We start from the raw sequence: 26,092 nt of genomic DNA on the forward strand, positions 1-26,092 counted from the left end.
ACTTACGCCCTGCCTATGATGGATGCGGTCAGCATGAGCTCTTCAAGCAAGGCAAGGGACACGTCTCCCGAAACCGAATACGGATCAAGCTCCGGGCGTTCGGAATATTTCAGAACAATTGAGGTATTGAGTTTTGTTAGATTCACCTGCCCCATTGTCCAGCCGCCAAACCGACGCTCAGTGATTTCGGAGTAGTGAAGTAACACCACGTCCTGGTGGCGTTTGTCGTGCAAAATATGTCCGTACAATTCATTCACCGCTTTGCGGCCACCCTCGATTGCCTGAAGATAAATTCCGCCTCCATAGCAAAGGATTCCGGTGATGCCATGACTGGCGTTGAACTTTCTGGCTGAATCCAGTATCGACTGAGTGGCGACTTCATCAGAGGGGTCGACCGAGCGGCTAACATAGAGCAAACGTACCAGCATGATTAAGCCTCGCGAGGAATAAGGGAAAGAAACTCGCGGCGCAAGTTCGGATCCTTCAGAAACGCGCCACGCATTACCGAATTGATCATCCGGCTGTCTGAGTCTTTAACACCCCGCCAGGACATGCAATAGTGTGTCGCGTTCATGACCACGGCAAGACCGTCTGGCTGGGTTTTTTCCTGAATCAGGTCTGCCAGTTGCACGACCGCCTCTTCCTGAATCTGAGGCCGACTCATGATCCAGTCGGCCAATCTCACATACTTGGATAGACCGATCACGTTGGTGTGTTCGTTAGGCAAAACACCAATCCACACTTTTCCGATCACCGGACAAAAATGATGGCTGCACGCGCTTCTCACGGTGATCGGACCGACGATCATGAGTTCGTTCAAGTGTTCAGCGTTTGGAAATTCAGTGATCTTTGGTTGATCGGCGTAGCGCCCGCCAAATACCTCTTTCAAATACATTTTGGCTACCCGGCGGGCCGTATCATTGGTATTGTGATCGGACTCTGTATCAATCACCAGGCTTTCAAGCACGCCTTTGAACTTGTTTTCAACTTCATCCAGGAGTCGTTCAAGTTCTCCCGGCTTGATGAAGTCGGAAATATTATCGTTGGCATGAAACCGTTTGCCTGCTTGTTGTAATCGCTTACGAATAGCTACGGAAACGGGGGTTCCCTGATCCTGTTCAGTATCGCTCATATTTTTGATCCGACGAAGTAACGCCTTATTCTAGAGCCATTTCTGCATGAATAACGCCTGACCCGTAGCCTCATTCAAAGCATATTGCTCAAAACCGAAACGTTCATAAGATTTCTGAGCGACACGATTGCCGCTCAGCACTTCCAAAGTCAACTTGCAACAGTTCATGGCGATCGCATATTCCTCCAGCGCTTTAAGCAGCGTTTGTCCGACCCCCCTACCCCTGAAATCTGGATGCACGGCTATATCGTGCACATTCATTAGCGGTCGAGCCTTGAAGGTCGAGTAACCAAGAAATGCATTCAACAAACCAACGGGATGATGATCGACTGAAGCAATCAGGCTCATCGCACCGGGATGATCCGCCAAATCCCGGCAAAGCCGTGACTTCACCTCTTCGCTAAGTGGATCGCCGCCACCCATCTCGTCTCTCGCGTACATATCCAGCAACGTCAGTAAATCCAGCTGATCGGTAGGGTTAAGATAATCGACGAGACGCACGGAAATGTTGCACTGCATGAAATCCTCTTCCAATCCGGCTACCAGCGCCGGGGTCATTTCGGTTATCAGAATGGTATAACAAACGCTCATTCAAGCGATGACCCTAATGACGGGTCGGAAATTATTCATAAAAGTGTCATGTCAAATTACCCCACTCCGGAAGTACTCATCAGTGAAGTCGGACCGCGCGACGGACTGCAGTCAGTCAAAGGGATCATGCCAACAGTTGATAAATTCCGTTGGATCGATGCCCTTGTTGCGGCCGGTCTGCGAGAAATAGAAGTCTGTTCGTTTGTTCCCGCAAAAATGTTGCCGCAAATGGCAGACGCGGCCGAGGTCGTCCGTCATGCCCTGACCCACCCCGGTTTGACGGTCATGGCATTGGTTCCAAACCTGCGAGGCGCTCAAGCCGCCATAGCAGCCGGAGCACATAAAATCACTCTCCCCGTATCGGCAAGTGCTGCGCACTCTCTAGCCAACGTGCGCAAAACCCGTGAGGAAATGGTTCAGGAAGTCAGGGCAATCGTGGATCTGCGCAATGCCCAGACACCTCACGTCAAAGTTGAAGCCGGTATAGCAACAGCCTTCGGCTGCACTATTCAAGGCAAAGTGGATGAAGACGATGTCGTCTGGATGGCCGAGGCAGTGGCTGAAGCTGGCGTCGATGAAGCCGGCCTGTCCGATACCACCGGCATGGCCAATCCCGCTCAGGTTCGCAGACTTTTTACCCGAGTGCGCGCGGCCATTGGCGACAAAACAGGTGCGGCGCACATGCACAATACAAGAGGCTTGGGGCTGGCAAACTGTCTAGCCGCCTACGATGTCGGCGTTAAAACCTTTGACTCATCCCTTGGAGGGCTAGGCGGATGCCCTTTCGCACCCGGGGCATCCGGCAACGTGGTCACCGAGGACCTGGTTTTCATGTTCGAAGCCATGGGTGTGCGCACCGGCATCGATCTTGAAAAACTATTAGCGGCCCGTGAACCATTAAAAGCCGGACTACCGGGAGAACCAATCTACGGCATGACACCCGATGCGGGTTTGCCTAAGGGTTTCGCACAACGTTCTGACAACGGGGCTACGCATGGCTGAGCAATTACCTCTGGAAGGCATTCGGGTGATCGAATTCACTCACATGGTCATGGGACCGACCTGCGGGATGATTCTGGCCGACCTGGGTGCTGAAGTGATCAAGGTAGAGCCAATCACCGGAGACAATACGCGCAAATTACTGGGATCGGGTGCGGGATTTTTTCCGATGTTCAATCGCAACAAAAAAAGCATCTCCGTGGATGTGAAGGATCCTCGCGGTCGGGAAATCATTCTCAAACTGGTTGCCGGCGCCGATGTCTTTAGCGAAAACTTTAAAAGTGGCACGATGGACAAGCTTGGATTCGGATCCGAAGCGCTGTCCAAACTCAATCCCAAACTGATTTATGTGTCCCATAAGGGATTTTTGCCCGGTCCATACGATCATCGCACCGCTTTGGACGAAGTGGTGCAGATGATGGGAGGACTGGCCTACATGACAGGTCCGGAAGGGCGCCCTTTGCGGGCGGGTACCAGTGTCAATGACATCATGGGCGGAATGTTCGGAGCCATTGGAGTTTTGGCGCAATTGCAGCAACGCGCAAGGACCGGCAAAGGAGGCGAAGTCGCCAGCGCACTGTTCGAAAACAATGTCTTTCTGGTCGCTCAGCACATGATGCAATACGCCGTCACCGGTGTTGCCGCCAATCCCATGCCCGACAGAATTAGCGCATGGGCTGTTTATGATGTATTCAAAGTCAAGGACGGCGAACAAATCTTTCTGTCCGCCGTTAGTGATACCCAATGGGAAATCTTGTGCAAAGAATTCGGGTTTGACGATTTGAAGGCCGACCCCCGACTAGTCACGAACAATGATCGGGTCAAATTACGCGACTGGCTCATCCCTGAATTACGTGAAAGATTCAAGGATTTCAGTGCTGCCGAATTATCGTCGCGCTTCGAAAAAACAGGACTGCCCTACGCTCCGATCACCAAGCCGCAAGACTTGTTCGACGACCCGCATTTGCTGGCGACAGGAGGCCTGACACCAGTCACCATCGCCGCCGACAACACCGGCGCCGGAAAAGAAATCGAAACGCGCGTCGCGCTTTTGCCCTTGACTCTGGATGGCGAAAGATTGCAACTCAGAAATGCCCCCCCTAAGCTCGGCGCCGATACGATCGATTTGCTCAAAGAAATCGGCTACAGCCAAACCGAAATCAATCAATTGCGTGACGACAACATTATTCGCACGCAGCTTCAACACTGAACGGAGTCGTTTTCATGGATTTACATTTGAATGGACAGCATGTCCTGATTACGGGCGGCAGTAAAGGGATTGGTCTGGCTTGCGCAAAAACATTTCTGGATGAAGGGGCGAAAGTCAGCCTGGTATCGCGCGACCACGCCACACTGGTTCTTGCGAAAAAGCATTTGATGGATCATTGTCCGGAAGCCGACAGTCGTATCGGCATCTACTCTGCCGATCTCAAAAATGCGCAATCGGCGGCCAACGCGCTGGATCAAGCCGAACGCGATTCCGGTCCGGTGGATATTCTTGTCAACTCGGCGGGGGCGGCTAAACGCGCCTCAGTAGACGACTTGACCCCGGAGAAATGGCGCGAGGCAATGGACGCAAAGTTCTTCACTTACATCAATATGATAGATCCTGTGATCAAGCGAATGGGAGCACGTCGCTGCGGCGTCATCGTCAATGTCATCGGTGCCGGTGGAAAATCCCCATCCGTTCTGCACGTATCGGGCGGCAGTGCGAATGCAGCTCTCATGCTGGCAACTGCCGGATTAGCCGCTGCGTATGCGCCGCACGGCGTGCGTGTGAACGCTGTCAACCCGGGCCCTGTTTTCACTGAGCGCCTAAAAGAAGGTATCGCCGTCGCGGTCAAGCATCAGAACATCACAGAGGAAGAGGCGCTCAAGAACACAACGGAAAAAATCGCACTCGGTCGAGTTGCTGATCCGGCCGAAATCGCCGATACCGTGGTTTACCTCGCCTCGGATCGCGCTAGCTACGTTACAGGCACGATCATCACGATGGATGGCGCGGCCCACCCGATCGTGGTTTGAAAAATCCCGGGGGAAAATCCCGGGTAAAGTTTCACGATTGAATCATCTGAATATACTGTTCGATGATTTTTCTGAAGCTTTCGTCGGATTTCAGACCCAAATCCCGAGTACGCCTGCAATCAAATCGCGATGGCCAACCTCCGACGATCCGGGCGATGGCAGGGTCAGGCTTGACGGTGACCAAAGCGGCGACCGACTTGCCTGCGACATCCTCAAGCGCCTGCAACATCTCGCCCACCGTGACAGTCAACGCGGGAAGATTCAATGCGGTTCGGCCACCAAAGGCCTCCCGGGTCGCTTCAACAACCTTCAAAATTCCATCGATCGTTGTGGCAGGCGAAGCCAAAGCCACAGCAGTCGACAATTCGACCGGACAGACTGACGCCACGCCCGCAAGCGGTTCGCGAACAATTCCCGAGAGAAAGCTGGATGCCGCGCCGTTGGGACGCCCCGGACGAACGGACACCGTCATCAATCGCGCAACTCTCCCGTCGATATAGCCTTTGCGCGTATAGTCGGCGATGAGTTGTTCGCACACGAATTTATGAATTCCATAGCTCGATTGCGGCGTGGGCAATGTTGTGTCTTGCACAATACTCGGCAAAGGCAAGGCAGGATCGGAACCAAATACGGCAACCGAGCTTGAAAAGAAAAATAGCGGCGCCTGGCCGGTGCGATGAAACTGGGCGCGCAACCCATCCAAAATCAATCTGGTCGCATCCAGATTGGATCGCAAACCCAGATCGAAATCAGCTTCGCATTCGGCCGATACCGCCGAAGACATGTGAAACACAGCATCGAAATCTTCTTTGAATAATTGCGGAGCATTGGCCAGCAAATCACCCGTATTGACGCGCAGCAAAGAGTGGCCCACAACCGACGGATGTGACGGTGCAACTAGATCGGTTACGGTGATCGATGCAATCGTCCGACCGCGCAGCTGACCTCGCTCGATCAATGCACGTGTCAGCATCGTTCCGAGAAATCCCGCACCACCTGTTATCAGAATTTTCATTGTCATCTCTATTAAATAGTTGATTTTTTTACCAGGAAATTCCGAATTGCTGGCGCAACGAATCGATCGCCTTATCGGACAAGGGCGATGCACTGCAATTGCCGCGCAGCCATAATTTTGCCGTTTCTTCCAGCTCTTCCAGCGTCGCCATTGCGCTTGAGGGAGAATCATTCCAGACTTGCGGACCTAATCGGTCGCACATGACCGCTCGAAGCGTCAATCCGCGCCCATGATGGCTTGCGATCGCTTCGGCCACCAGTTCGGCCACGCGCGCATCGCCGGGCTTGAAATAAGGAATCAGCGGAACATGGCCGACCTTCATGACGTAATACGGCGTCAGTGGCGGAACAATATCCTCATCTCTCCACACTCCACGCAAGGTCAAATCCACAAGCCATGAGGAATGGGTATGAATCACGCACATCGCCTCGGATGAAGCCTGATAAATACGTCGATGCAACACTAGTGTCTTGCTGGCACGATCGCCCGAAATTTGCTGCCCCTGAAAATCGACATGTGCAAGCTTATCCGGCGAAAGAAATCCTAAACACGCATCGGTGGGCGTAATCAGAAAACCATTTGGTGCGCCATTGCCATCCACTCCCGGCAGCCTTACGCTGATGTTGCCTGTAGAACCATGCACGTATCCGCGATCGAAAAGGCTTTTACCGACACGACATACCTCTTGTCTTAAAAAATCGACTGCTTCGCTTGAAATATCCATGCTTAATTCGCTAACCTGTCGAACGCTTTGGTGAAAAAATCGGGCGTGCCGAAATTGCCTGATTTCAATGTAATGTGAATGCCATTTGCCGCGCACCACGGCACACCGGGATCGATCTGGTCGCCGATTTGCAGCTGATTCATGCCAAGCGCCTGCACAACTGCGCCTGATGTCTCGCCACCCGCGACCACCAACTGCCCCACCCCTAATTCGATCAACCCCTTGGCAATGTTCGCAAGAGCGTTCTCGACCAGTTCGCCCGCCTGTTGGACGCCCAATTTTTCCTGAACCACCTTAAGCGCTTCAGGTTGCGCAGTCGAATAAATCAAGACCGGCCCACCCTGCAAATGTTGCGCAGCCCATGTCAATGCAAGCGAAATCTGGCCCGGATTGTTAAGTAGCTCAAGCGGATCGAGCACGAATGCCGGTTGCCCCCGCGCAATGAAATCAGCAACCTGCGCATTGGTCGCACGCGAGCAACTTCCCGATATCACAGCCTGCAAACCTCGCGCCGCAGGCAAAGCGCAGGCGCTCGGATTGGGCGCAAGCCCGAAATTAGCCGGCAACCCGATTGCAACACCCGAACCTGCCGTAACCAATGGCATACCCGCCAATGCTTTACCCAGGCAATACAAATCATCGTTGCTAAGCGCGTCCACGATCGCAATGCCGACACCTTCTTTTTTCAGAACGGATATGCGTGCGCGGATCGCGTCTTCACCCTGGGCAATTACTTTGTAATCAATCAGTCCGACACGATGGCGGGTCTGCGCTTGAAGGACTCTAACCAGATTGGGATCTTTCATCGGCGTCAAGGGGTGATCCTGCATGCCGCTTTCGTGCAGCAGCACGTCACCAACAAAAAGATATCCCTTGAACACCGTGCGACCCGCATCCGGAAAGGCTGGCGTAGCAATCGTGAAGTCGGTTGCGAGCGCATCCATCAATGCATCGGTGACAGGACCGATATTGCCCTTTGCGGTGGAGTCGAATGTCGAGCAATATTTGAAATAAAACTGCTGCGCTCCCTGTGCCTTGAGCCAATCTAGAGCCCGAACGGATTGTCGGGCCGCTTCGTGGGGATCAATGGTGCGGGATTTGAGTGATACCACCACCGCATCGACTTGCGCATCCAGCGGTTCATTGGGCACACCCACGGTCTGAACCACGCGCATGCCGGAGCGTACGAGATTGTTCGCCAGATCCGTCGCCCCGGTGAAATCGTCGGCAATGCAACCTAGCAGTATTTTGTTCATGTTCGGCTTGGATACAAAAGTAATAGGTTGAAAATTCAAGTGAAAAATTTTCAACCATTATTACTCGATATCGACCGAAAAGTACGCGTTGCCGAATTACTTGGCCGTGCGTTTAGCTTCCAAACTCCACGCACCACCACCAAATGCTGCCAAAACCAGCAAGCCTCCGGCAATCGCAATGTTTTTATTGAAAAGCAGCGAGACAATCATTTGACTTTCGGCCGGCACGCTCCAGTATGGATGGAAAGCGACTGCCGCCACGACGGTAAACACGGCCAACACCAATGCTGCAAGACGCGTGCCCAAACCAAGCACCAATGCGGCACCGCCAATGACCTCCACAACAATGGCGATCACCACTCCCAGTGCTGGCGCCGGCAAACCTGCACTTGCAACGTATTGGGTCATGTAATCGAACCCGGAAATCTTGGCCAAACCGGCTGGCAGGAACAAATAAGCCATCAGCAATCGCCCTAGAAGAGCGAGGGGATTTTGAAGTGCATTAAACATTTGAATACTCCTTGATAATATTAAGAAAAATTTAAAAAATATGCGCCGTACAGATTTAAATAAAGGGATTGCTTACGGTGCCAAATCAAACACCAATACTTCCGCATGCGAACCGGAGGTCAAATCAATGCCGGACTCCTGATCGAACAGCGCCGCATCACCTGCGTGAAGCTCAAGACCATTCACCCACAATGAGCCTCGAACTAAAAACACGTATGCTTTGCGTGCGGGATTCAATTCAAGATGCGCTCTTTCGTCACCATCGAACAAGCCGGCATAAAGCCTGGCATCCGCATGAATGCTGACTGCACCACCCTCACCTGCGGGACTGGCAATCAGTTTGAGCTTTCCGCGCTTGCTTTCCTGCGGAATCGTTTGTTGCTCATACCCTGGCTCAATACCTTTGACGTTAGGTTCGATCCAGATCTGTAAAAAATGTGTCATTTGGCCTGGCGCATGGTTGAATTCGCTGTGCTGCACACCTCGCCCGGCACTCATGCGCTGAACATCACCCGGTGGAATCCCTTTGACATTTCCCATGCTGTCCCTGTGCGCAAGATTTCCCTCGAGCACATAACTGATGATTTCCATATCCCGGTGACCATGCGTCCCGAAGCCGGTTCCGGACTCGATCCGGTCTTCATTGATCACGCGCAGATTGCCCCATCCCATGTGGGCGGGATCGTAATAATTCGCAAATGAAAAACTATGAAAAGACTTGAGCCAGCCGTGATCGGCGAAGCCACGTTCACGGGATCGACGAATATTGATCATGTTGCCCTCCGGTTTCAAAGACTTGATTGAGTACAAGTGAAACTTTAACGATGGCAACGCACATCAAAATCGAATTAATTTGTCGTAACAATTCAAAATATTTGAATTAATATTGGATTAAATATACAAATTATCGGAATATTCTGTCATGCCACTCCAAGTCGGCCTAAGCCGCAATAAACCCTACGACGCCTTGACACCGGAGGCATTAAACATGCTTCAAAGCATTGTCGAACTAGGGAGTTTTGCCGCCGCCGCCCGTAAATTGGGTCTGGTCCCCAGCGCGCTGACCTACCGAGTCAGACAATTGGAAGATGCGTTGGATGTGCTGTTATTCGACCGTAGCACCCGTCAAGCCAAACCCACCGCGGCTGGGCGCGAGCTTTTGCGCGAAGGTGCCAGATTACTGAACGAAATGGACGCGATCGCCAGCCGAGTCAAGCGGGTTGCAACCGGCTGGGAGGCCGAATTAACGATCGCAGTCGACACAATCATTGCACCATCGATCATCATGGAGCTTTGCGCTGCCTTTCTCGCAATCAACCCGCCAACACGACTGCGCCTTAGAGATGAGGCACTATCCGGATCCATCCAGGCACTGGAAAATGGTCAGGCCGATCTGGCGATCGGGATCCCGCACGAAGCACTCATTCTTGGCCAAGGAATTCAACACCAACCACTTGGTTCGATCGGGTTTATTTTTGTCGTTGCACCACATCATCCTCTGGCCTCAGCTCAGAACCCCATCACGGCTGAATTGATTTCGCAACATCGTGTCGTATCCGTCGCAGACTCCGTTCAGAGAGGCAGCGGCTTAACCATTGGTGTCGCACCAGGACAAGATGTGTTGACAGTGCCGAGCATGGCAGCCAAACTGGATGCACAGATGCGGGGGCTGGGTTGCGGTTTTGTACCTGAACCGATGGCCAGACCCTACCTTGAAGTGGGACGCCTCATTGAAAAGCAAGTCCACCAAATACAGCGCGTGACACATTCGAGATATGCCTGGCGCCAATCCGCATCCGGACCGGGCCGTGCTCTGCAGTGGTGGCTTTCGCAGCTATCGCAACCCGCCACGCGGCAGGCGCTGATCGAAAATCACCGAACACTTTAAAAAGGGGGTTCACGTGTCAAAAACCACTCAGGCTTATGTGCCCGGTCATGGACGGGCGACCACGCCATTCGGACCATGCTTGCTAGGCTGGGATAAGCAAGGAATTTTTTTTCTGCACTTCTACGACGGAAATCTGCGCGAAACTCAAACACAGCTTGACATGGCATCCGAGTGCGATCCGGACTGCCGTCGACGCAGCGATCAGCAGGCCCAAAATTTTGCGGATCGAATTTTCGATCCACATCCCTGTGAAGCGCTCCCCAAACCCACACTGCGAGGCAGCCCGTTTCAACTGAAAGTCTGGAATGCCTTGCTAAAAATTCCTCGCGGCAAAGTGGTGTCTTACGGTGATTTGGCTGAAAAGCTAGGGCAACCGGGGGCTGCGCGCGCTGTGGGCTCGGCAATTGCGGCCAATCATGTCGGATTTCTGGTGCCTTGCCATCGGGTTGTTCGTGCCTCGGGAGATACAGGCCAATACCGCTGGGGAGCCGCCCGTAAAATTGAAATGATCCGGTGGGAATCGGATGCGCTTGCGAAGTAGTCTGCCTCGCACTAGGATGTAGCACTTCTAATCACAACGGGTAGCCAGCATGAGTCAATTATTTACGCCGATCAATATCGGCCCATTGAAACTTCAAAATCGCATTGTGATCCCTCCAATGTGCCAGTACTCGGCGATCGATGGCAAGACAACCGACTGGCACACGATCCATATGGGGCAAATGGCTATCTCGGGTGCGGGCTTGTTCATTATCGAAGCCACAGCGGTTGAAGCCATCGGCCGCATCACCCACGGCTGTGTCGGCTTGTATTCAGACGAAACCGAAGCCGCCCTGAAAAAAACGCTTGATGCGGTTCGGCAATTTTCCAACATTCCATTCATGATTCAGTTGGCGCATGCCGGCCGAAAAGCATCCAGCCATCGTCCGTGGGAAGGTGGTCAACTGATTGCACAGCAAGATGGCGACTGGGAGACCATCGCCCCCTCCGCATTGCCTCAATTACCCGGCGAAACGCCCCCAAGGGCAATGACTCAGGCGGACTTCATCCGAGTGCGCGAGGCTTTCGTCCAGGCAGCAAAGCGTGCCATTCGAATCGGCTTCGATGGCATTGAACTGCATGGCGCGCATGGTTATCTGTTGCACCAATTCCTGTCGCCGATTGCAAACCAGCGCAAGGATGAATATGGAGGTTCCCTTGAAAACCGCATGCGCTTTCCTCTGGAAGTTTTTAAAGCCGTGCGCGCAGTCACGCCTGAAAACATTACGCTCGGAATCCGCGTATCCGCAACCGACTGGGTCGATGGCGGATTGACCGTCGAAGAAGTCAGCGAGTTCGGCAAACGACTCAAAGCACTCGGTTGTGATTTCATCGACGTGTCCAGTGGAGGCGTGTCACCTGCCCAGAAAATCCAGCTCGGACCAAAATACCAGGTGGCACTGGCCACCAAGATCAAGCAGGAATGCGGCATGCCGACCATGGCGGTCGGATTGATCACCACGGCTGAGCAAGCCGAAGGCATCATCGTCAATCATGAAGCCGACATCGTCGAAGTGGGTCGCATGATGATGTACGACCCGAGATGGGCGTGGCACGCCGCCGCCCAGCTTGGCGCACAAGTAAACGGTCCTAAGCAATACTGGCGGTCACAGCCTCGCGAGCTCAAGGACTTGTTCTTCGATGCAAAAATCGGATCACGCTGAAACGTCAATCCTATGGCCGTTAGTTAATCGCGAAAATTATTGAACTGCAACGGCAACTCGACCTTGGATTTCTTCAACAAGGCGATTGCCTCTTGCAGATCATCACGCTTCTTTCCGGTTACGCGCAGCTTGTCCCCGGTAATTTGCGTCTCTACCTTGAGCTTGGCCTCTTTTATGGATGCGATCAGTTTTTTTGAAATGGCTTGCTCGATTCCCTGTTTGACCGTGACTTTCTGACGGGCTCCACCGAGGTTTTCAAGCGGATCGGCAATATCCAGACAACGGGTATCGATCCCGCGCGCGCTTAGTCGCGCACGCAAAATATCCTGCATCTGCTTGAGCTGAAACACGCTGGACGCAGAAAGATTGACCACATAACCTTCGAGCTCGAACTTCGCATCCGTTCCTTTAAAGTCGAACCGGGTTGAAAGCTCGCGTCCGGCCTGATCGACTGCATTGGACAATTCGTGTTTATCGACTTCTGAAACGACATCAAATGAGGGCATGGCGACATCCTGGTATGGGAAATAACGACAATCGAACGGAATGACTATTTTTGCCGAATCAGGAGATTTTAACTAAGTGCGTGAAAACCCTCCCCCTTCGAAGGAATATCAATTTTTTGCACAGGTTTAGAATGACGCATCTCTGAAGGAATCCTCATGGCAGACTGCGCGGGTGTCATTTCCCAATTATTCATCTATCCGGTGAAGTCTTGCGCCGGAATCGAAATCAATGCATCACAACTGACTCCGACCGGACTGGCTATGGATCGCGAATGGATGATTGTCGATCAGGATGGACAATTCCTGACTCAAAGGCAATGTCCACACATGGTTTGGATTACTCCGTCGTTATCCGATCGCGCTTTGACGTTGTCCGCGCCAAATTCTCCATCTGTCAGCGTTGCGCTTGATTATCGCGGTCAAGCGATGCAAGTCACTGTCTGGCGCGACACACTTTGCGCGGATGACATGGGAGACGAAGTCGCCAATTGGTTAGACTCTTTTCTGGCTATCCCCGGCAAGCGCTTTCGGCTTGTTCGATTCTCAACGCGTGCCCGTAGACTGAGTGCGCCTGAGTGGACGCAGGGCGTGGAAGCGCCAAACAAGTTCAGCGATGGGTTTGCTCTTCTGGTCGTCACCCAACGTGCCCTGGACGAACTCAATGAACGACTTGTCCTCGCCGGTCATCCATCCGTCGGCATGTCCAGATTTCGTCCAAACCTCGTAATCGAAAGTATGGATGCCCACGCGGAAGACCACATTGCTCAGATAGCCATCCAAACAGCTGGTGGAACCGTGACACTTGATCTGGTCAAACCCTGCCCGCGTTGCGCCATTCCCGATATCGATCCCTATAGCGCGTCATCATCGCCAGAAGTCAATCAAACGCTGTCGGATTATCGCCGACTGGATTTACTGGACGGAGCGATCTGCTTTGGCATGAACGCGGTTGTGCGCCACGGCAATGAATTAACCTTACACGTCGGACTCCCTGTCGAGGCCAACTACAAAATCTGACAAGAATACTTATCCCATTTAACGCAACGATTTAAATCAGGAGACTCGAATGATCATGATGTTGCCCTTTCTGACCGCGCTGATCGCCACATGGCTTGGCATGCGAGGCCAACGCAACGCATCCATCAGCGTCTGGGCTGTCACATTCGTGATTTATCTGGCGTGGATGAAATACCACATGACCGACAAATTAAATATCTCCCTTTGAGAGAATCATGATGACAACTTCGACCTCTTCTGAACACTTCGATCAGCAGTCTTCGCTCTCTTATTGGTTGAATCTGCTTGCCTTGCTAGGAATATGCGGGTCATTGATCATTGCGTTTGCCTACCAGATTGTTTTAAACGAAATACCGTGCCCGTTATGCCAACTGCAGCGGGTTGCGTTGATTCTCGCAGGCATCGGCATGATGCTCAATATCCGTTTTGGTGCATCCGCAGTTCATTACGCCATCATCATTATTTCCGCACTTGGTGGCATGACTGCATCAGGCAGGCAAATTTTGCTGCACATCGCACCAGGTGATACCGGGTACGGTTCGGATCTTTTTGGATTGCATTTTTACACGTGGGGCTTTATTTCGTTTGCCGTCATTTTAATTTTTTCCGCCGTCATGCTTTGCATCGATCGCAATCATATGCAGCTTAGACAACCTTCAGCGCCCCAAACCATTACAACACTGGCCATTCTGTTTTTTTTAGCGCTGATCGCTGCCAACACTGTAAGTTCAGTCATGGTATGCCAGTTCGGCGCCTGTCCCGATGACCCGACCGGTTATCTCTGGAAGTTCTAATTGATCAAGCCGAAAACACGTCTCTATCGAAAATTTAGAGTCGCGCTTTGCTGCCTGCTCGCAATTGGCGTTGCGCTGTCCGACTCGCCTCTCGCATGGGCGAATCCCAAGGCGGACAAAACTAACAAGCAGCCAGCCGGTGCGATGTCGCTTCACCATCCTGTTCCCGGCGGCATTGCTGTACTCAAGATTGATAGTATCGAATCCGTATCGGGATCTCCAGGGGTTCCGGCCGCATCCTTTCAAGGCAATCCCGTTCTAGTCATTCCGGGTGAAGGAAAGCAGTGGCTCGCGATTGTGGGCCTTGCCCTCACTATAGTGCCTGGAAAACACACCATCGAAATCAAAAGCGCGAAAGGAAACCGGAGCATCGAATTTGACGTCAAGGATAAAAAATATCGCGAACAACGTCTGACAGTCAAAAACTCTCAACATGTCAATCCGAACGAAGAAAATCTTGCGCGAATCAAACGAGAATTGATCGTTCAAAACGAAGCTTATAAAACATTCACTCCGAACCAGCCTAGCAATATTCTTTTTGACAAGCCAGTCAACGGACCTCTTTCAAGCCCTTTCGGAACAAAACGCTTTTTTAATGGCGAGCCGCGCGCACCCCATTCCGGATTGGATTTTGCCGTTCCAACCGGTACACCAGTCAAGGCGCCCGCCGCGGGTAAAGTGATTCTGACCGGAGATTATTTTTTCAATGGTTTAACGGTTTTTGTCGATCATGGGCAAGGGTTGATCAGCATGTTCTGCCATCTGTCCGAAATCGATGTCGCTGTGGGCGACCAGTTGCGACGAGGTACGGTACTCGGAAAAGTCGGAGCCACAGGTCGCGTAACCGGTGCGCATCTTCATTGGAACGTCAGTTTGAATGATGCCAGAATCGACCCGGCCATCATGATTGGACAGTTCAAGCCCTGAAGCATCAAGACCTGACCGTGCCTACCGTATGCATTGATTTGATCTTATAAAAAACGATCGAGAATGCGTTTGCTGTGCTTGTCCAGTGTCAGGATGTCTCGAAGCAGAAATCGCAAGCCGTGACTGTCTGTGATGATGAGCGTGCCGGCCAACAGCCTTCGAATATCCTCTTCGGCTTTCAACACGAATTGTGTTGCGCCACGATCGGTATCAACCGACCATGTGCTGGGCGTTGAAAAAGTCGATACCGCGGTGATACGCAATATTTCTGGCATCATTTCACGCGTGGCAATTTCTTCCTGCACCAGTATCCGGACGTCTTCGGGAAGATCCGCCGGATTATCCACCCACGCTAATTCCTTGCCATCCGAACTCATGATGGCCAAGCATGATTCCGGGGCAAAAACAGGGAAGGCACGCACCGGCACCACTCCTTCATGCACTTGACCGTCGTCCAGTGTCAGCACAAGCCGCCCGGCCTGATTGCGGATGATACGAATATCAGGCATGGGCACCCTCTTGATTAACGACAAGAGGCACATCCGCATCAAGTTGACGTGTCTGAGCCTGATACAGCTCATGATAAGCGCCACCCCGCGCTAGCAAGTCATCGTGGTTACCCACCTCGACAATCTGCCCCCGATCCAGTACAACCAAACGATCGGCTTTGCGAAGCGTACTGAGTCGATGCGCGATCGCGATAGTCGTACGACCCTTGATCAAATTATCGAGCGCTTCCTGAATTTCCATCTCGGTAGTCGTATCGACGGATGATGTGGCTTCATCCAGGATCAAAATTCGCGGATCAATCAGCAATGCCCGTGCAATCGAAATCCGCTGGCGCTCACCCCCGGACAAGGCCTGGCCTCGTTCACCTACAAGAGAATCGTATCCTTGAGGTAACCGTAAAATGAACTCATGGGCACGGGCTGCACGCGCGGCAGCGACAATTTCTTCGCGTGTTGCTTCCGGTTTGCCGTAGGCGATGTTTTCGGCAATCGTGCCGAAAAACAGGAACGGCTCCTGCAGCACCAGACCGATATGACGCCTGAACGAGGTCAGTGAGTAGGAGCGGATATCCACACCATCCACCCGGATTCCCCCCTCAGTCACGTCGTAAAAACGACAAATCAGGTTAACAAGTGAGCTCTTGCCGGATCCACTGTGTCCAACCAGTCCAATCATTTCACCTGCACCGATATTCAGGTTGACATTACGCAACACGGTCCGGCTGCCGTATCTGAAGCCAACGTTGCGAATTTCGATATTGCCTTCGACTTTTTCGAGCGGAACGGGACGAGTCGCATCCGGCACGCTGGAAACATGGTCGAGAATATCGAAAATACGCTTGGCACCCGCAGCCGCCTGCTGCGTATGCGAAACGATACGGCTCATGGAATCAAGCCGTGAATAGAATCTGCCGATGTAGGCCAGGAAAGCGGCCAGCACACCCACAGTGATGCTGCTGGACGCTACTTGCGAAATACCGAAAATCCAGACCACAAGCAATCCGATCTCGGTCAGAAAAGTGACGGATGGAGCGAATAAAGCCCATATCTTGTTCACCCGGTCATTGACGCTCAAGTAACGGTCGTTTGCCGCACGGAAACGGGCAACCTCCCGATGCTCCTGCGCAAAAGCCTTGACCACGCGGATACCGGGAATCGTATCGGCAAGCACATTGGTGACTTCGCTCCAAGAGCGGTCTACTTTTTCGAAGCCGTAACGCAAACGACCGCGCACAAGATGAATCAGCCAGATAATCAGGGGCAGCGGCAACAAGGTGCTCAGCGCCAGCCATGGATCGATCGAAATCAAGATGCCGGCAGTCATGAGGATCATCAGCACATCGTTGGCGAAATCCAGAAGATGCAACGACAAAAACAAATTGATGCGATCCGTTTCGCTTCCGATGCGTGCCATCAGGTCGCCGGTCCGTTTGCCTCCGAAGTACTGCAGCGACAGTGTCTGCAAATGCGTGAACGTCACAGTACGTAAATCGGCACCGATTCGTTCGCTCACCCAGGCAAGCAGATAGGTTCTGGCCCAACTGAGCAACCAGGCAAGCAACGCCGATACGACCAGTCCCGTCAGATATAACGAGACCAAATCGTAATTGATCGGTTTGCCGTTCTGGAAAGGGATGAGGATGTCATCCATCATCGGCATGGTCAGATACGGTGGCACAAGGGTGGCAGCCGTCGACAGCAATGTCAGGATGAAACCGATGATTAAAGGCAGCTTGTAGGGTTTGGCAAAACGTGCAAGTCTAAACAACGCCCAGGTCGTCGATGGTGAAGCGGCATCATCGTTACATACCGCGCACTCGTCCTGATCCGGTGCGAAGGGCGTGCCGCAGGTCGGACAAGTCGCCGCCACCGGATCGGCCACCCTATCAGGATTGGCAATCGTTGCCTGCAATTCGCTAAAGATGTCCGACATCCGCCCCACTGCGGGAGCCATGCTCAGTGTATGGCGCCAGACGCCCAGTCTGATCTGGCCGTCGAACAACTCGATGGTGCCAACCCCGGCATGATCACGATGCTGAAAACTTTGCGACACCGTTAATGGCCATGCCAACCAGTCTTTGGTGGCAGGCTCTTTCGCCAATAACCGCCTTGAGGTCAAAATCAAGGCGCCCTTGGCAAAAAACAATTGCGCATCCAAATCGGGCTCAAGCCAAGACAAAACCTTCTCGTCAGGCTCAAGCAGCGGTCCAATAGCCTCCGCCCAGCCAATTGGCAGGGTTATTTCAGCGGCAGAATTTGTTGATGAAAGAGATGTCATCTCTAGGGTACGCACGACCTATCTAATGGTTGCAACTATTGAAAGCAGGAAGCTTTCTGTCGTACAACCACTGCTTTAACCTGCAAGTATAACGATCCGCAGGAATCGCGTACTCGATCGTTGGTCCTTGCGCCTGTCCGAGGGTCTTTTTGATAAGATAATGACAGAAACACAACATTGCTGCGACGCAGCATAATTAATGCGACGATCTGACCGGCAATGAACTCTAGCAAGATCCTTTTTCAGCGACTGATTACCCTGCGTGGTCCGAATATGTGGACATATCGTCCCGTCATCGAGGCCTGGGTGGATCTCGGACCGGAAAGCCGTCAGAATGCCGGCGAGGCAAAGGCTAGTTACGACAGACTATGCCAATGGCTCCCTCTTTTGCTCAAACCGGTTCAACCCAATCCTGGCGCATCGGACTGCCTGAACAAATTCAAAAAAGGGGTTCTGACCGCCGAATTGCTTGAGCAAGTCACAATGACTTTGCAACAAATGGCCGGAATGCCGGGTGGCTTTAGCGACACCCACAGAACGTCCATGCCACGTGTAGCCAAGGTCATCGTTCGTGCCTGGCACGAAAAAGTCACCCTTTTCGCGTTGCATGCAGCGCGAGATCTGATTTTGGCCGCGATTGAAAACATCGACTACCCCATTGAAAAACAGGTCGATACTTTGCACAAGATGATGCAAGAGTATTGCCTTGGACCCAGCACAGCCTGCATCGTCGATGCAGCCGACGACCGGGATATCCCTGCGATACGCTTAAGTGCCGGCAATTTGCTTCAACTCGGATACGGCGTAAACCAGCGCCGTATCTGGACTGCGGAAACAGACAACACCAGTGCAATTGCCGAAACCATTTCACGCGACAAGGACTTGACCAAATCGCTGCTTGAAGCCTGCGGCGTCCCCGTCCCCCAAGGCAGGCATGTCGAACAAGTGGAAGATGCCTGGCAAGCGGCTCAGGACATCGGCTTGCCTGTTGTCGTCAAACCAAGTGATGGAAACCATCAGCGAGGCGTATTCATCAACTTATCGACTCAGCACGAGGTCGAAGCGGCATATCGGGTTGCCGTTCTCGAAGGCTCGAGCGTGCTGGTCGAGCAATACATTCAAGGTGTAGAGCATAGGCTATTGATTGTTGGCGGCAAGATGGTGGCGGCTGCCAAAGGCCAGAATGCACAGGTCATCGGAGATGGAGTTCGCAACATTGCCGAATTGATCGAAACGCAAATCAACGCCGACCCATTGCGCGGTCACGAGGACGACCTTCCCCTGAACTTTGTACGCATGAGTGAAGCGGTCAGGCTCGAAATCGCAAGACAAGGCCTGACAGAACAATCCATTCCCGAATCCGGTCGTGCGGTCGTTGTTCAGCGCATCGGTAACGTCGCGATCGACTGCACCGATGAAGTTCACCCTGAAGTCGCGGCAGTGGCTCAAACCGCCGCAAAAATCGTTGGACTTGATATCGCAGGTATCGATCTTGTCGCGCACGACATCTCCCGCCCGCTCAATCGACAAGGTGGAGCGATTGTGGAGGTCAATGCCGGCCCGGGCTTGCTCATGCACCTTAAACCTGTATCGGGCAAAGTCCGTCATGTGGGACGAGACATTGTCGACTACACCTTTGCGGCAGGCGATATGGCCAGAGTGCCTGTTGTAGGGATTACGGGCGCCCGGGGCAAAACAATGACGGCACGCATCCTGTTCAGGCTGCTCAGCTTGCATGGTTTGCGCACAGGCATTGCCTGCAGCGACGGACTGTTCGTCGATAGACGTCAATTACAAGCAGGAGACTGCGCAAGTTTCGATCATGGTCGAAATGTCTTATTAAATCGCGAGGTACAAGCCGCCATTATCGAAAATGGCTGTCAGCAAATCCTGACCGAAGGGCTGGCATACGAAAGATGCGAAGTGGGCATCATTACCAATATCAACTGGGATGAAGACCTCGCGCATCACGACGTGCTTGATGATGAAGAGCGCATCAAAGTCTACCGAACACAAATGGACGTCGTACTCCCACAAGGTATGGCGGTTTTGAATGCGGACGACGCGCGCGTGATCGATTTGGCGCGTTTTTGCGATGGCAGGATCACTTTGTTCGGCATGCAAGCCTCGCTTGCAACGATATCCAAGCATATTGCCCAAGGCGGGCGGGCGGTTCTGGTCGATCACGGACAGCTTGTTATGACCGAAGGCGGCACACGATTCAACCTATGTCCGATCAAGGCCATTCCAGTCACTGAGCAGGGGAAAAATGCGGCGCAGATTCACAATGCGCTAGCGGCCGCGGCCGCCGCCTGGGCACTGGGACTATCGCCAGACTTGATTGAAGCCGGACTGATTAGTTTTGACCCCGAACAATCCATTTCAAGTCATTTCATCACTCACCATGCAGTGATTTCCTAAATTACTATTACCTCCTAATCCGACTACTGATTTTTTCCGACACACAGGAATTCAAATGGATGTATCCCGTATTCGTGCCTTGCGCGGCCCCAATCTCTGGAGCCGTCACACCGCCATCGAGGCCGTCGTCACCTGCAAAGGCGTCGAAGCGGATTTGGATCGGATTCCAGACTTCACGACCCGATTGCGCGCAAGATTCCCGGATGTAAAACCACTGCGTCCGATCGGTCACAAGGATCCCATCACGCTTGCCCACGCGCTTGAAGCAGTGGCCTTAGGCTTGCAAGCCACCGCAGGCTGTCCGGTTTCGTTCGGACAAACAATTGCAACGCCCGACCCCGAAATTTTTCAAGTCGTTGTTGAATACACCGAAGAGCCCGTAGGTCGACTGGCCTTCGATTTGGCTGAATCGCTGATCCATGCCACGCTCAACAATGAAGAATTCGACATCAAACAAGCGCTTGCCAAATTACGTGAACTCGACGAAGACGTCAGGCTAGGTCCGAGCACCGGCTCGATCGTCAATGCAGCCGTCGCGCGCGATGTGCCCTACCGCAGACTCACTGAGGGCAGTCTGGTCCAGTTTGGCTGGGGCAGCAAGCAGCGCCGAATCCAGGCGGCCGAAACCGGCAACACGAGCGCAATCGCCGAAGCCATTGCCCAGGATAAAGATCTGACCAAGATGCTGCTTGAGGCGGCAGGCGTCCCGGTCCCTAGGGGTTATGTCGTAAACGATGCCCAAGAGGCTTGGGAAGTCGCGAACAAAATCGGTCTGCCGGTTGTCATCAAACCACGTGATGGCAACCAGGGCAAAGGAGTTGCCGTCAATATCGAAACACAGGAACAACTGCTTGCCGCTTTTGCCGTTGCATCAAACATCAGCAGCGATGTCATCGTCGAAAGCTATATCCCGGGCCATGACTTCCGCATGCTTGTGATCGGCAATCAACTAGTTGCCGCAGCTCGGCGCGATCCACCCCAGGTCATCGGAGATGGTCAGCACAGCATTCGCCAAATCGTTGAACAAGTTAATCAGGACCCCCTCAGAGGCGATGGCCATGCCACGCCTCTGACCAAAATCCGTTTTGACGATATCGCCATCGCCACACTTGCCACTCAGGGCATGACAGCCGACTCGATCCCCGAAAAAGGCAGGCGCGTTTTATTGCGTAACAACGCTAATCTGAGCACGGGTGGAAGCGCAACAGACGTAACAGATGAGGTTCATCCGGAACTCGCGGCGCGCATGGTCACGGCAGCCCAGATGGTTGGCCTGGACATCGCGGGCGTGGATCTGGTGGCTGAAACCGTGGTGAAGCCCATGGAAGAACAAAAGGCGGGCATCGTAGAAATCAATGCAGCTCCCGGACTGCGTATGCACCTGAGTCCCTCGTTCGGCAAAGGGCGTGCTGTCGGCGAGGCCATCGTTTCGACCATGTTCAAGGATGGCGATAATGCGCGCATCCCGGTTGTCGCTGTTGCAGGCACAAACGGCAAAACCACTACTGTGCGGTTGACGGCCCATTTGCTCGGCACAAGCGGCAAACGTGTCGGCATGACAAACTCGGATGGCGTATATATCGAGCATCGCTGCATAGACACGGGCGACTGCAGCGGCCCCAGAAGCGCACGCAATGTACTGCTGCACCCGGACGTTGATGCGGCCGTGTTCGAAACAGCCCGCGGCGGCATACTTCGTGAAGGATTGGCATTCGACCGCTGCGATGTCGCCATCGTCACCAACATCGGCATGGGCGATCACCTCGGACTGAACTTCATCAGCACGGTCGATACGTTGGCATTGGTCAAACGCGTCATCGTTCAAAACGTTGCTCCGAATGGCTACGCGGTATTGAACGCATCTGACCCCCACGTCGCTCCGATGGCGCAAGTCTGCCCGGGCTCGGTCATTTATTTCTCAAGCGATCGTCATCAACCGATTCTCAACACCCATCGGGCCCAAGGTAAACGCGTGGTTTTTACCGATGGCGATTGCATCGTCTGCTCTGAAGCAGGTGTGGAGCATCGAATCGCGCTCAAGGGAATTCCGCTAACACGCAATGGAACAATCACCTTCCAGGTCGAGAACGCTATGGCTTCAATCGCAGCTGCGTGGGCGTTGAATCTGGACTGGAAAGTCATCGAAGCAGGCCTGGCCACATTCATCAATGATGCGGCAACTGCTCCCGGGCGTTTCAATGTTTTTGATTACCGTGGCGCCACGGTAATCGCCGACTATGGTCACAATCCCGATGCCATTTTGGCTCTTGTGCCGGCTATCGAAAGCATGCCTGCGACGCGCCGTTCAGTCGTCATCAGCGGAGCGGGCGATCGACGAGACGAGGACATTTCCAGACAAACCGAAATTCTGGGAGAAATTTTCGACGAGGCGATTCTGTACCAGGATCAATGCCAACGTGGCCGGGAAGACGGTGAAGTGCTGGCGCTATTGCAGAAAGGTCTTCAACATGTCAGCCGGACGAAAAAAATTCAGGAAATCCGAGGGGAATTTCTGGCAATCGATACAGCCTTGGCTAGCCTGAAGCCGGGCGAACTGTGCCTCATTCTGATCGATCAGGTTCAAGAGGCACTGGATCACATTGCCAAAAGGATTGCAGAGGGCTGAATCAGTTCCCTTTTTCCGGCGCGCCCGGAACCGGGAACTGGAAAGTCGAAAAGAGGTTCTTGCTCTGCTCGACATAGGTGTTCATCATGTTCTGAATCATCGGGGTCTGGGCATTCATCAACTGGGTCCAGGCTTCGGGGCCAAACTGATTTGCGCTGTAGACACCCTTTGATTGCTCCGCGATCCGGTCCTGAATATCCATGAAGGCTTGAATGTTCTTTTCAAGATAAGAGCCCATGACACCCTGCATGGCATGGCCGTAAAAGCGGATCACATGCGCCAGCATGGTCGATGAGAACATCGGCACACCACCGCTTTCTTCTTCCAGAATAATCTGCAACAGGATGCTGCGCGTCAAATCCTCGGAGGATTTCGCGTCAACGACTTTGAATGACTCGTGATTCAGCACAAGCTGTTTCACGTCAGCTAGCGTAATGTAAGTGCTTGTCTGTGTATCGTACAAGCGGCGGTTCGGATATTTTTTAATCAGACGTACGGTTGCGTCCGTTGCTGCCTCTGTCATTCATTTCCCCAGATTACTGACTGAATACACTGCCAAACAATATACAGGCATCAGCCCATGTGTAAACCACCATTCAACGAAAAATCGGCACCGGTGGCAAAGCCCGCATCCTCCGACGCGATCCACGCCACGATGGAAGCAATCTCCTCCGGACGCCCAAGACGCCTGACAGGGATCGTCGACACAATCTTCTCCAACACATCCGGCCGAATGGCCTTGACCATATCCGTCCCGATGTATCCGGGAGAGACTGTGTTCACAGTCACCCCTTTGCTTGCGACCTCTTGCGCGACGGACATTGTAAAGCCATGGATGCCGGCTTTCGCTGTCGCGTAATTTGCCTGACCAAACTGACCTTTTTGGCCATTGACCGAACTAATGTTGATGATGCGACCAAAGCCCCGGTCCACCATATTTTCGATAACTTGCTTAGTGACGTTAAACAAACTGTTGAGGTTAGTGTCCATCACCGCGCGCCAATCATCAGCCGTCATTTTGCGAAACACGCCATCACGCGTGATACCCGCATTATTGACAAGCACATCGATCGGGCCATGCTCATCCACCACTTTCTGGAATGCCGCCTTGGTCGAATCCCAATCGGCAACGTTACCCACCGATGCATAAAACTTGAAACCTTCGGCAGCCTGCTCGTCAAGCCATTGCTTATAGTCGCGACTCGGTCCACAACCGGCAATCACTGTCATGCCCTCTTTGGACAATCGTTGGCAAATCGCAGTTCCGATTCCACCCATTCCACCTGTTACATAAGCAATCTTTGCACTCATTGCCGATCTCCTTTTGCCGAAGCATTCACATTCACGCTTTATTTATTCTGACTTTTTCAATACATACGGGCAACACGACACCCCTATATCGCCCTTACTTTCACATAAGATCCAGGCGCGGACTCGAGCACCGGAAACTCAGCATGACCGGCAACTTTGACTGCCCTGACTTTTTTGCCACTGTGCGAGGCCAACCACTCGTACCAGTCCGGCCACCAGCTTCCGGGATGCTCAGTGGCATTCTCAAGCCATTGTGCGGGTTTTGGCGGCTTGGCACCGAGAGGTCCAGTCCAATAGCTGCGTTTTTTCTTTTCGGGCGGATTAATCACGCCTGCTATATGGCCCGAAGCCCCTAAAACAAATCTGTTTTCACCGGAAAAAATGCCAGTCGACGCATAACCCGACTGCCAGGGAACGATGTGATCCTCGCGCGAAGCGTAGAGATATGTCGGCACATTAATCGACCGAAGATCAATCGGCACGCCAGCACACTTGACCTTACCCGGCTTGCAAAGTTTGTTTTCCAGATATGCATTGCGAAAATACCAGGTAAAAAACGGACCGGGTAGATTCGTGCTGTCACCATTCCAGTAGAGCAGATCAAAAGCAACCGGTGTCTCGCCCTTCAGATAATTAGAAACAACGTAATTCCATACCAGCTCGTTCGGACGTAAAAAAGAGAACGTCGCAGCCAACTCACGCGCAGGCATCAATCCGCCCTGGCCCATCTGCCGTTCACGCAAGGAGGCATGCTGCTCATCGACAAATACGCTAAGCGCTCCGGTATCGCTGAAATCCACCATTGAAGTCAGCATCGTCAGAGACTCGACAGGGTACTGCTTGCGACCCGCGGCCAGCGCCAGCGCCGTTGCAAGCAACGTTCCGCCGACACAAAACCCAAGCGCATTGATCTTTTTTTGTTTAGAAATTTTCTGCGTGACTTCAATTGCCTTGAGAACACCATCCTGAAGATAATCATCCCAGGTTGCGTGATCCATCCCATCGGAATCCTGTTCAAGCGGGTTTCGCCAAGACATCAGGAAAACAGAAAATCCTTGTTCGAGCGCATGTTTGACAAAGGAATTTTCAGGTTGCAGATCCAGGATGTAAAACTTGTTAATGCAAGGCGGCACCAGAAGAATTGGCCGTTGGTAAACCATCGCCGTTCTAGGTGCGTATTGAATCAACTGAAAAAATCTGTTCTGAAATACAACCGAACCTTCGGTTGTCGCGACATTTTCACCGACCGTGAATTTGCTTTCGTCGGTCATTGTGATTCGACCTTTCTGCATGTCGTTCAGCAGATTGGTCATGCCGTTGCGCAAGGTGTCTCCGCCTGAAGTGATCACAGCTTGTTGGGCATCAGGGTTGGTAGCGAAAAAATTGGCGGGCGACATCGCATCAACCCATTGCTGAACCGAAAAATGCAAGCGGTCTTTCATCTCGGCCGGAGCGTCGACGGCATCGACCATGCGCTGCATGGCTTGAGACGAAAGCAAGTAAAGATGGGCCATCATGAGATGGGTGGGGCTGTTTTTCCAGGCGTCCGCAGAAAAGCGCCTGTCTTTTAATGGACTTAATTGCCCCTGGGTCGCTTCTTGAGAAAGTTTTTGCCAAGCCTGCATGAATTCTTGCTGGATCGATGCAAGAGATTCTTGCGAGATGCCGGACGCCGGAGTCATGCCATCAGGTAAGAGGAAATTCACGCAGCTACCTTTCTAAACTTGCTGAGTACAAATCGTGCGCCGCAAGAAATGCATTGTCAATGCGAATCATCTAGGGAATTCTCCCTAGGGTATAAACCCTAGATTCGCCAACGCTTCACGGGCACTGCCAAGTGAATGGTAGCGTACGTATCCT

Annotated in this window: 26 protein-coding genes; 12 read left to right on the forward strand and 14 right to left on the reverse strand. The window is 52.7% G+C overall.

What is annotated here, in order from left to right; genetic code table 11:
* Positions 1-2: 2 nt before the first annotated feature.
* The 3 genes from G3I67_RS05090 to G3I67_RS05100 are packed head-to-tail and all read right to left on the reverse strand — an operon-like array spanning position 3 to position 1,690.
* Entirely contained in the window at positions 3-428 is a 426-nt protein-coding gene (locus tag G3I67_RS05090) for a BLUF domain-containing protein (protein WP_163652218.1), read from the reverse strand.
* A gap of 2 nt (positions 429-430) precedes the next feature.
* Positions 431-1,132, reverse strand: a complete 702-nt coding sequence (gene folE / locus G3I67_RS05095) for a GTP cyclohydrolase I (RefSeq protein WP_163652220.1) — start codon at positions 1,130-1,132, stop codon at positions 431-433.
* Between the two features lie 30 nt (positions 1,133-1,162).
* Positions 1,163-1,690 carry a GNAT family N-acetyltransferase gene (locus G3I67_RS05100; RefSeq protein ID WP_235931700.1) on the reverse strand — a complete coding sequence of 176 codons (528 nt, stop codon included), beginning with the start codon at positions 1,688-1,690 and terminating at the stop codon, positions 1,163-1,165.
* Positions 1,691-1,771: 81 nt separating this feature from the next.
* Here G3I67_RS05100 and G3I67_RS05105 point away from each other — a divergent pair, with 81 nt between their 5' ends.
* From G3I67_RS05105 to G3I67_RS05115, 3 genes are read left to right on the forward strand one after another with little or no spacing between them, the layout of a single operon-like run.
* Positions 1,772-2,725: a hydroxymethylglutaryl-CoA lyase gene (locus tag G3I67_RS05105; protein ID WP_163652222.1), complete on the forward strand. Its 954-nt coding sequence runs from the start codon at positions 1,772-1,774 to the stop codon at positions 2,723-2,725.
* Complete coding sequence (locus tag G3I67_RS05110) at positions 2,718-3,932, forward strand: CaiB/BaiF CoA transferase family protein (protein ID WP_163652224.1); 1,215 nt, start codon at positions 2,718-2,720, stop codon at positions 3,930-3,932. The genes G3I67_RS05105 and G3I67_RS05110 overlap by 8 nt, the downstream gene beginning before the upstream one ends.
* A gap of 14 nt (positions 3,933-3,946) precedes the next feature.
* Positions 3,947-4,747, forward strand: coding sequence for an SDR family oxidoreductase (locus G3I67_RS05115; RefSeq protein ID WP_163652226.1), 801 nt, complete (start codon positions 3,947-3,949; stop codon positions 4,745-4,747).
* 31 nt (positions 4,748-4,778) lie between these two features.
* On the opposite strand, the gene denD is transcribed toward G3I67_RS05115, so the two are convergent.
* The 5 genes from denD to G3I67_RS05140 all read right to left on the reverse strand — a co-directional run bounded on the left by denD (position 4,779) and on the right by G3I67_RS05140 (position 9,026).
* Positions 4,779-5,762 carry a D-erythronate dehydrogenase gene (gene denD, locus G3I67_RS05120; RefSeq protein WP_163652228.1) on the reverse strand — a complete coding sequence of 328 codons (984 nt, stop codon included), beginning with the start codon at positions 5,760-5,762 and terminating at the stop codon, positions 4,779-4,781.
* A 28-nt stretch (positions 5,763-5,790) separates the two neighbouring features.
* Positions 5,791-6,486 (reverse strand): class II aldolase/adducin family protein, encoded by a 696-nt coding sequence (locus tag G3I67_RS05125; RefSeq protein WP_163652230.1) that lies wholly within the window; start codon positions 6,484-6,486, stop codon positions 5,791-5,793.
* Between the two features lie 2 nt (positions 6,487-6,488).
* Positions 6,489-7,742, reverse strand: coding sequence for a 3-oxo-tetronate kinase (gene otnK / locus G3I67_RS05130; protein ID WP_163652232.1), 1,254 nt, complete (start codon positions 7,740-7,742; stop codon positions 6,489-6,491).
* Between the two features lie 96 nt (positions 7,743-7,838).
* Positions 7,839-8,252, reverse strand: coding sequence for a DoxX family protein (locus G3I67_RS05135; RefSeq protein WP_163652234.1), 414 nt, complete (start codon positions 8,250-8,252; stop codon positions 7,839-7,841).
* Positions 8,253-8,324: 72 nt separating this feature from the next.
* Positions 8,325-9,026, reverse strand: coding sequence for a pirin family protein (locus G3I67_RS05140; protein ID WP_163652236.1), 702 nt, complete (start codon positions 9,024-9,026; stop codon positions 8,325-8,327).
* 148 nt (positions 9,027-9,174) lie between these two features.
* On the opposite strand from G3I67_RS05140, the gene G3I67_RS05145 reads away from it, so the two are divergent.
* From G3I67_RS05145 to G3I67_RS05155, 3 genes are read left to right on the forward strand one after another with little or no spacing between them, the layout of a single operon-like run.
* Complete coding sequence (locus tag G3I67_RS05145; protein ID WP_163652238.1) at positions 9,175-10,140, forward strand: LysR substrate-binding domain-containing protein; 966 nt, start codon at positions 9,175-9,177, stop codon at positions 10,138-10,140.
* Between the two features lie 13 nt (positions 10,141-10,153).
* Entirely contained in the window at positions 10,154-10,681 is a 528-nt protein-coding gene (locus tag G3I67_RS05150; protein WP_163652240.1) for a methylated-DNA--[protein]-cysteine S-methyltransferase, read from the forward strand.
* Between the two features lie 49 nt (positions 10,682-10,730).
* Positions 10,731-11,843 carry an NADH:flavin oxidoreductase/NADH oxidase gene (locus tag G3I67_RS05155; RefSeq protein WP_163652242.1) on the forward strand — a complete coding sequence of 371 codons (1,113 nt, stop codon included), beginning with the start codon at positions 10,731-10,733 and terminating at the stop codon, positions 11,841-11,843.
* A 23-nt stretch (positions 11,844-11,866) separates the two neighbouring features.
* Here G3I67_RS05155 and G3I67_RS05160 read toward each other — a convergent pair whose 3' ends face one another.
* Positions 11,867-12,349, reverse strand: coding sequence for a YajQ family cyclic di-GMP-binding protein (locus tag G3I67_RS05160; protein ID WP_163652244.1), 483 nt, complete (start codon positions 12,347-12,349; stop codon positions 11,867-11,869).
* A 156-nt stretch (positions 12,350-12,505) separates the two neighbouring features.
* Here G3I67_RS05160 and G3I67_RS05165 point away from each other — a divergent pair, with 156 nt between their 5' ends.
* The 4 genes from G3I67_RS05165 to G3I67_RS05175 are packed head-to-tail and all read left to right on the forward strand — an operon-like array spanning position 12,506 to position 15,087.
* Positions 12,506-13,366 carry an MOSC domain-containing protein gene (locus G3I67_RS05165; RefSeq protein WP_163652246.1) on the forward strand — a complete coding sequence of 287 codons (861 nt, stop codon included), beginning with the start codon at positions 12,506-12,508 and terminating at the stop codon, positions 13,364-13,366.
* 49 nt (positions 13,367-13,415) lie between these two features.
* Complete coding sequence (locus G3I67_RS14910; protein ID WP_203583553.1) at positions 13,416-13,574, forward strand: DUF5993 family protein; 159 nt, start codon at positions 13,416-13,418, stop codon at positions 13,572-13,574.
* A gap of 7 nt (positions 13,575-13,581) precedes the next feature.
* Entirely contained in the window at positions 13,582-14,160 is a 579-nt protein-coding gene (locus G3I67_RS05170; RefSeq protein ID WP_235931702.1) for a disulfide bond formation protein B, read from the forward strand.
* Between the two features lie 54 nt (positions 14,161-14,214).
* Positions 14,215-15,087: a peptidoglycan DD-metalloendopeptidase family protein gene (locus G3I67_RS05175; RefSeq protein ID WP_511262811.1), complete on the forward strand. Its 873-nt coding sequence runs from the start codon at positions 14,215-14,217 to the stop codon at positions 15,085-15,087.
* Positions 15,088-15,131: 44 nt separating this feature from the next.
* Here G3I67_RS05175 and G3I67_RS05180 read toward each other — a convergent pair whose 3' ends face one another.
* A complete protein-coding gene (locus tag G3I67_RS05180; protein WP_163652249.1) occupies positions 15,132-15,596 on the reverse strand; it encodes a cyanophycin metabolism-associated DUF1854 family protein in 465 nt (154 codons plus the stop codon).
* The gene (locus G3I67_RS05185) at positions 15,589-17,874 is read right to left on the reverse strand and encodes a cyanophycin metabolism-associated ABC transporter (RefSeq protein WP_163652860.1); all 2,286 of its coding nucleotides are present in this window, start codon (positions 17,872-17,874) and stop codon (positions 15,589-15,591) included. The genes G3I67_RS05180 and G3I67_RS05185 overlap by 8 nt, the downstream gene beginning before the upstream one ends.
* Before the next feature lie 219 nt (positions 17,875-18,093).
* On the opposite strand from G3I67_RS05185, the gene G3I67_RS05190 reads away from it, so the two are divergent.
* Positions 18,094-20,295, forward strand: coding sequence for a cyanophycin synthetase (locus G3I67_RS05190; RefSeq protein WP_163652251.1), 2,202 nt, complete (start codon positions 18,094-18,096; stop codon positions 20,293-20,295).
* A gap of 55 nt (positions 20,296-20,350) precedes the next feature.
* Complete coding sequence (cphA, locus tag G3I67_RS05195; protein WP_163652253.1) at positions 20,351-22,921, forward strand: cyanophycin synthetase; 2,571 nt, start codon at positions 20,351-20,353, stop codon at positions 22,919-22,921.
* 1 nt (position 22,922) lies between these two features.
* On the opposite strand, the gene phaR is transcribed toward cphA, so the two are convergent.
* The 3 genes from phaR to phaC all read right to left on the reverse strand — a co-directional run bounded on the left by phaR (position 22,923) and on the right by phaC (position 25,914).
* Positions 22,923-23,444 carry a polyhydroxyalkanoate synthesis repressor PhaR gene (phaR, locus tag G3I67_RS05200; RefSeq protein WP_163652254.1) on the reverse strand — a complete coding sequence of 174 codons (522 nt, stop codon included), beginning with the start codon at positions 23,442-23,444 and terminating at the stop codon, positions 22,923-22,925.
* Between the two features lie 50 nt (positions 23,445-23,494).
* Positions 23,495-24,232 carry an acetoacetyl-CoA reductase gene (gene phbB, locus G3I67_RS05205; protein ID WP_163652256.1) on the reverse strand — a complete coding sequence of 246 codons (738 nt, stop codon included), beginning with the start codon at positions 24,230-24,232 and terminating at the stop codon, positions 23,495-23,497.
* A gap of 83 nt (positions 24,233-24,315) precedes the next feature.
* A complete protein-coding gene (gene phaC / locus G3I67_RS05210; RefSeq protein ID WP_163652863.1) occupies positions 24,316-25,914 on the reverse strand; it encodes a class I poly(R)-hydroxyalkanoic acid synthase in 1,599 nt (532 codons plus the stop codon).
* Between the last annotated feature and the right edge of the window lie 178 nt (positions 25,915-26,092).

Source organism: Sheuella amnicola (assembly GCF_010499255.1).
Lineage (GTDB): Bacteria > Pseudomonadota > Gammaproteobacteria > Burkholderiales > Burkholderiaceae_B > Zwartia > Zwartia amnicola.

Bases quoted from the DNA above. Each gene is read 5' to 3' on its own strand.
- phaR (WP_163652254.1), bottom strand. From the start codon at position 23,444: ATGACAGAGGCAGCAACGGACGCAACCGTACGTCTGATTAAAAAATAT.
- G3I67_RS05090 (WP_163652218.1), bottom strand. From the start codon at position 428: ATGCTGGTACGTTTGCTCTATGTTAGCCGCTCGGTCGACCCCTCTGAT.
- cphA (WP_163652253.1), top strand. From the start codon at position 20,351: ATGGATGTATCCCGTATTCGTGCCTTGCGCGGCCCCAATCTCTGGAGC.
- G3I67_RS05145 (WP_163652238.1), top strand. From the start codon at position 9,175: ATGCCACTCCAAGTCGGCCTAAGCCGCAATAAACCCTACGACGCCTTG.
- G3I67_RS05170 (WP_235931702.1), top strand. From the start codon at position 13,582: ATGATGACAACTTCGACCTCTTCTGAACACTTCGATCAGCAGTCTTCG.
- G3I67_RS14910 (WP_203583553.1), top strand. From the start codon at position 13,416: ATGATCATGATGTTGCCCTTTCTGACCGCGCTGATCGCCACATGGCTT.
- folE (WP_163652220.1), bottom strand. From the start codon at position 1,132: ATGAGCGATACTGAACAGGATCAGGGAACCCCCGTTTCCGTAGCTATT.
- G3I67_RS05140 (WP_163652236.1), bottom strand. From the start codon at position 9,026: ATGATCAATATTCGTCGATCCCGTGAACGTGGCTTCGCCGATCACGGC.
- G3I67_RS05115 (WP_163652226.1), top strand. From the start codon at position 3,947: ATGGATTTACATTTGAATGGACAGCATGTCCTGATTACGGGCGGCAGT.
- G3I67_RS05190 (WP_163652251.1), top strand. From the start codon at position 18,094: ATGAACTCTAGCAAGATCCTTTTTCAGCGACTGATTACCCTGCGTGGT.
- G3I67_RS05160 (WP_163652244.1), bottom strand. From the start codon at position 12,349: ATGCCCTCATTTGATGTCGTTTCAGAAGTCGATAAACACGAATTGTCC.
- G3I67_RS05185 (WP_163652860.1), bottom strand. From the start codon at position 17,874: ATGACATCTCTTTCATCAACAAATTCTGCCGCTGAAATAACCCTGCCA.
- G3I67_RS05125 (WP_163652230.1), bottom strand. From the start codon at position 6,486: ATGGATATTTCAAGCGAAGCAGTCGATTTTTTAAGACAAGAGGTATGT.
- G3I67_RS05100 (WP_235931700.1), bottom strand. From the start codon at position 1,690: ATGACCCCGGCGCTGGTAGCCGGATTGGAAGAGGATTTCATGCAGTGC.
- G3I67_RS05135 (WP_163652234.1), bottom strand. From the start codon at position 8,252: ATGTTTAATGCACTTCAAAATCCCCTCGCTCTTCTAGGGCGATTGCTG.
- denD (WP_163652228.1), bottom strand. From the start codon at position 5,762: ATGAAAATTCTGATAACAGGTGGTGCGGGATTTCTCGGAACGATGCTG.
- phaC (WP_163652863.1), bottom strand. From the start codon at position 25,914: ATGACTCCGGCGTCCGGCATCTCGCAAGAATCTCTTGCATCGATCCAG.
- G3I67_RS05110 (WP_163652224.1), top strand. From the start codon at position 2,718: ATGGCTGAGCAATTACCTCTGGAAGGCATTCGGGTGATCGAATTCACT.
- otnK (WP_163652232.1), bottom strand. From the start codon at position 7,742: ATGAACAAAATACTGCTAGGTTGCATTGCCGACGATTTCACCGGGGCG.
- phbB (WP_163652256.1), bottom strand. From the start codon at position 24,232: ATGAGTGCAAAGATTGCTTATGTAACAGGTGGAATGGGTGGAATCGGA.
- G3I67_RS05105 (WP_163652222.1), top strand. From the start codon at position 1,772: ATGTCAAATTACCCCACTCCGGAAGTACTCATCAGTGAAGTCGGACCG.
- G3I67_RS05165 (WP_163652246.1), top strand. From the start codon at position 12,506: ATGGCAGACTGCGCGGGTGTCATTTCCCAATTATTCATCTATCCGGTG.
- G3I67_RS05155 (WP_163652242.1), top strand. From the start codon at position 10,731: ATGAGTCAATTATTTACGCCGATCAATATCGGCCCATTGAAACTTCAA.
- G3I67_RS05180 (WP_163652249.1), bottom strand. From the start codon at position 15,596: ATGCCTGATATTCGTATCATCCGCAATCAGGCCGGGCGGCTTGTGCTG.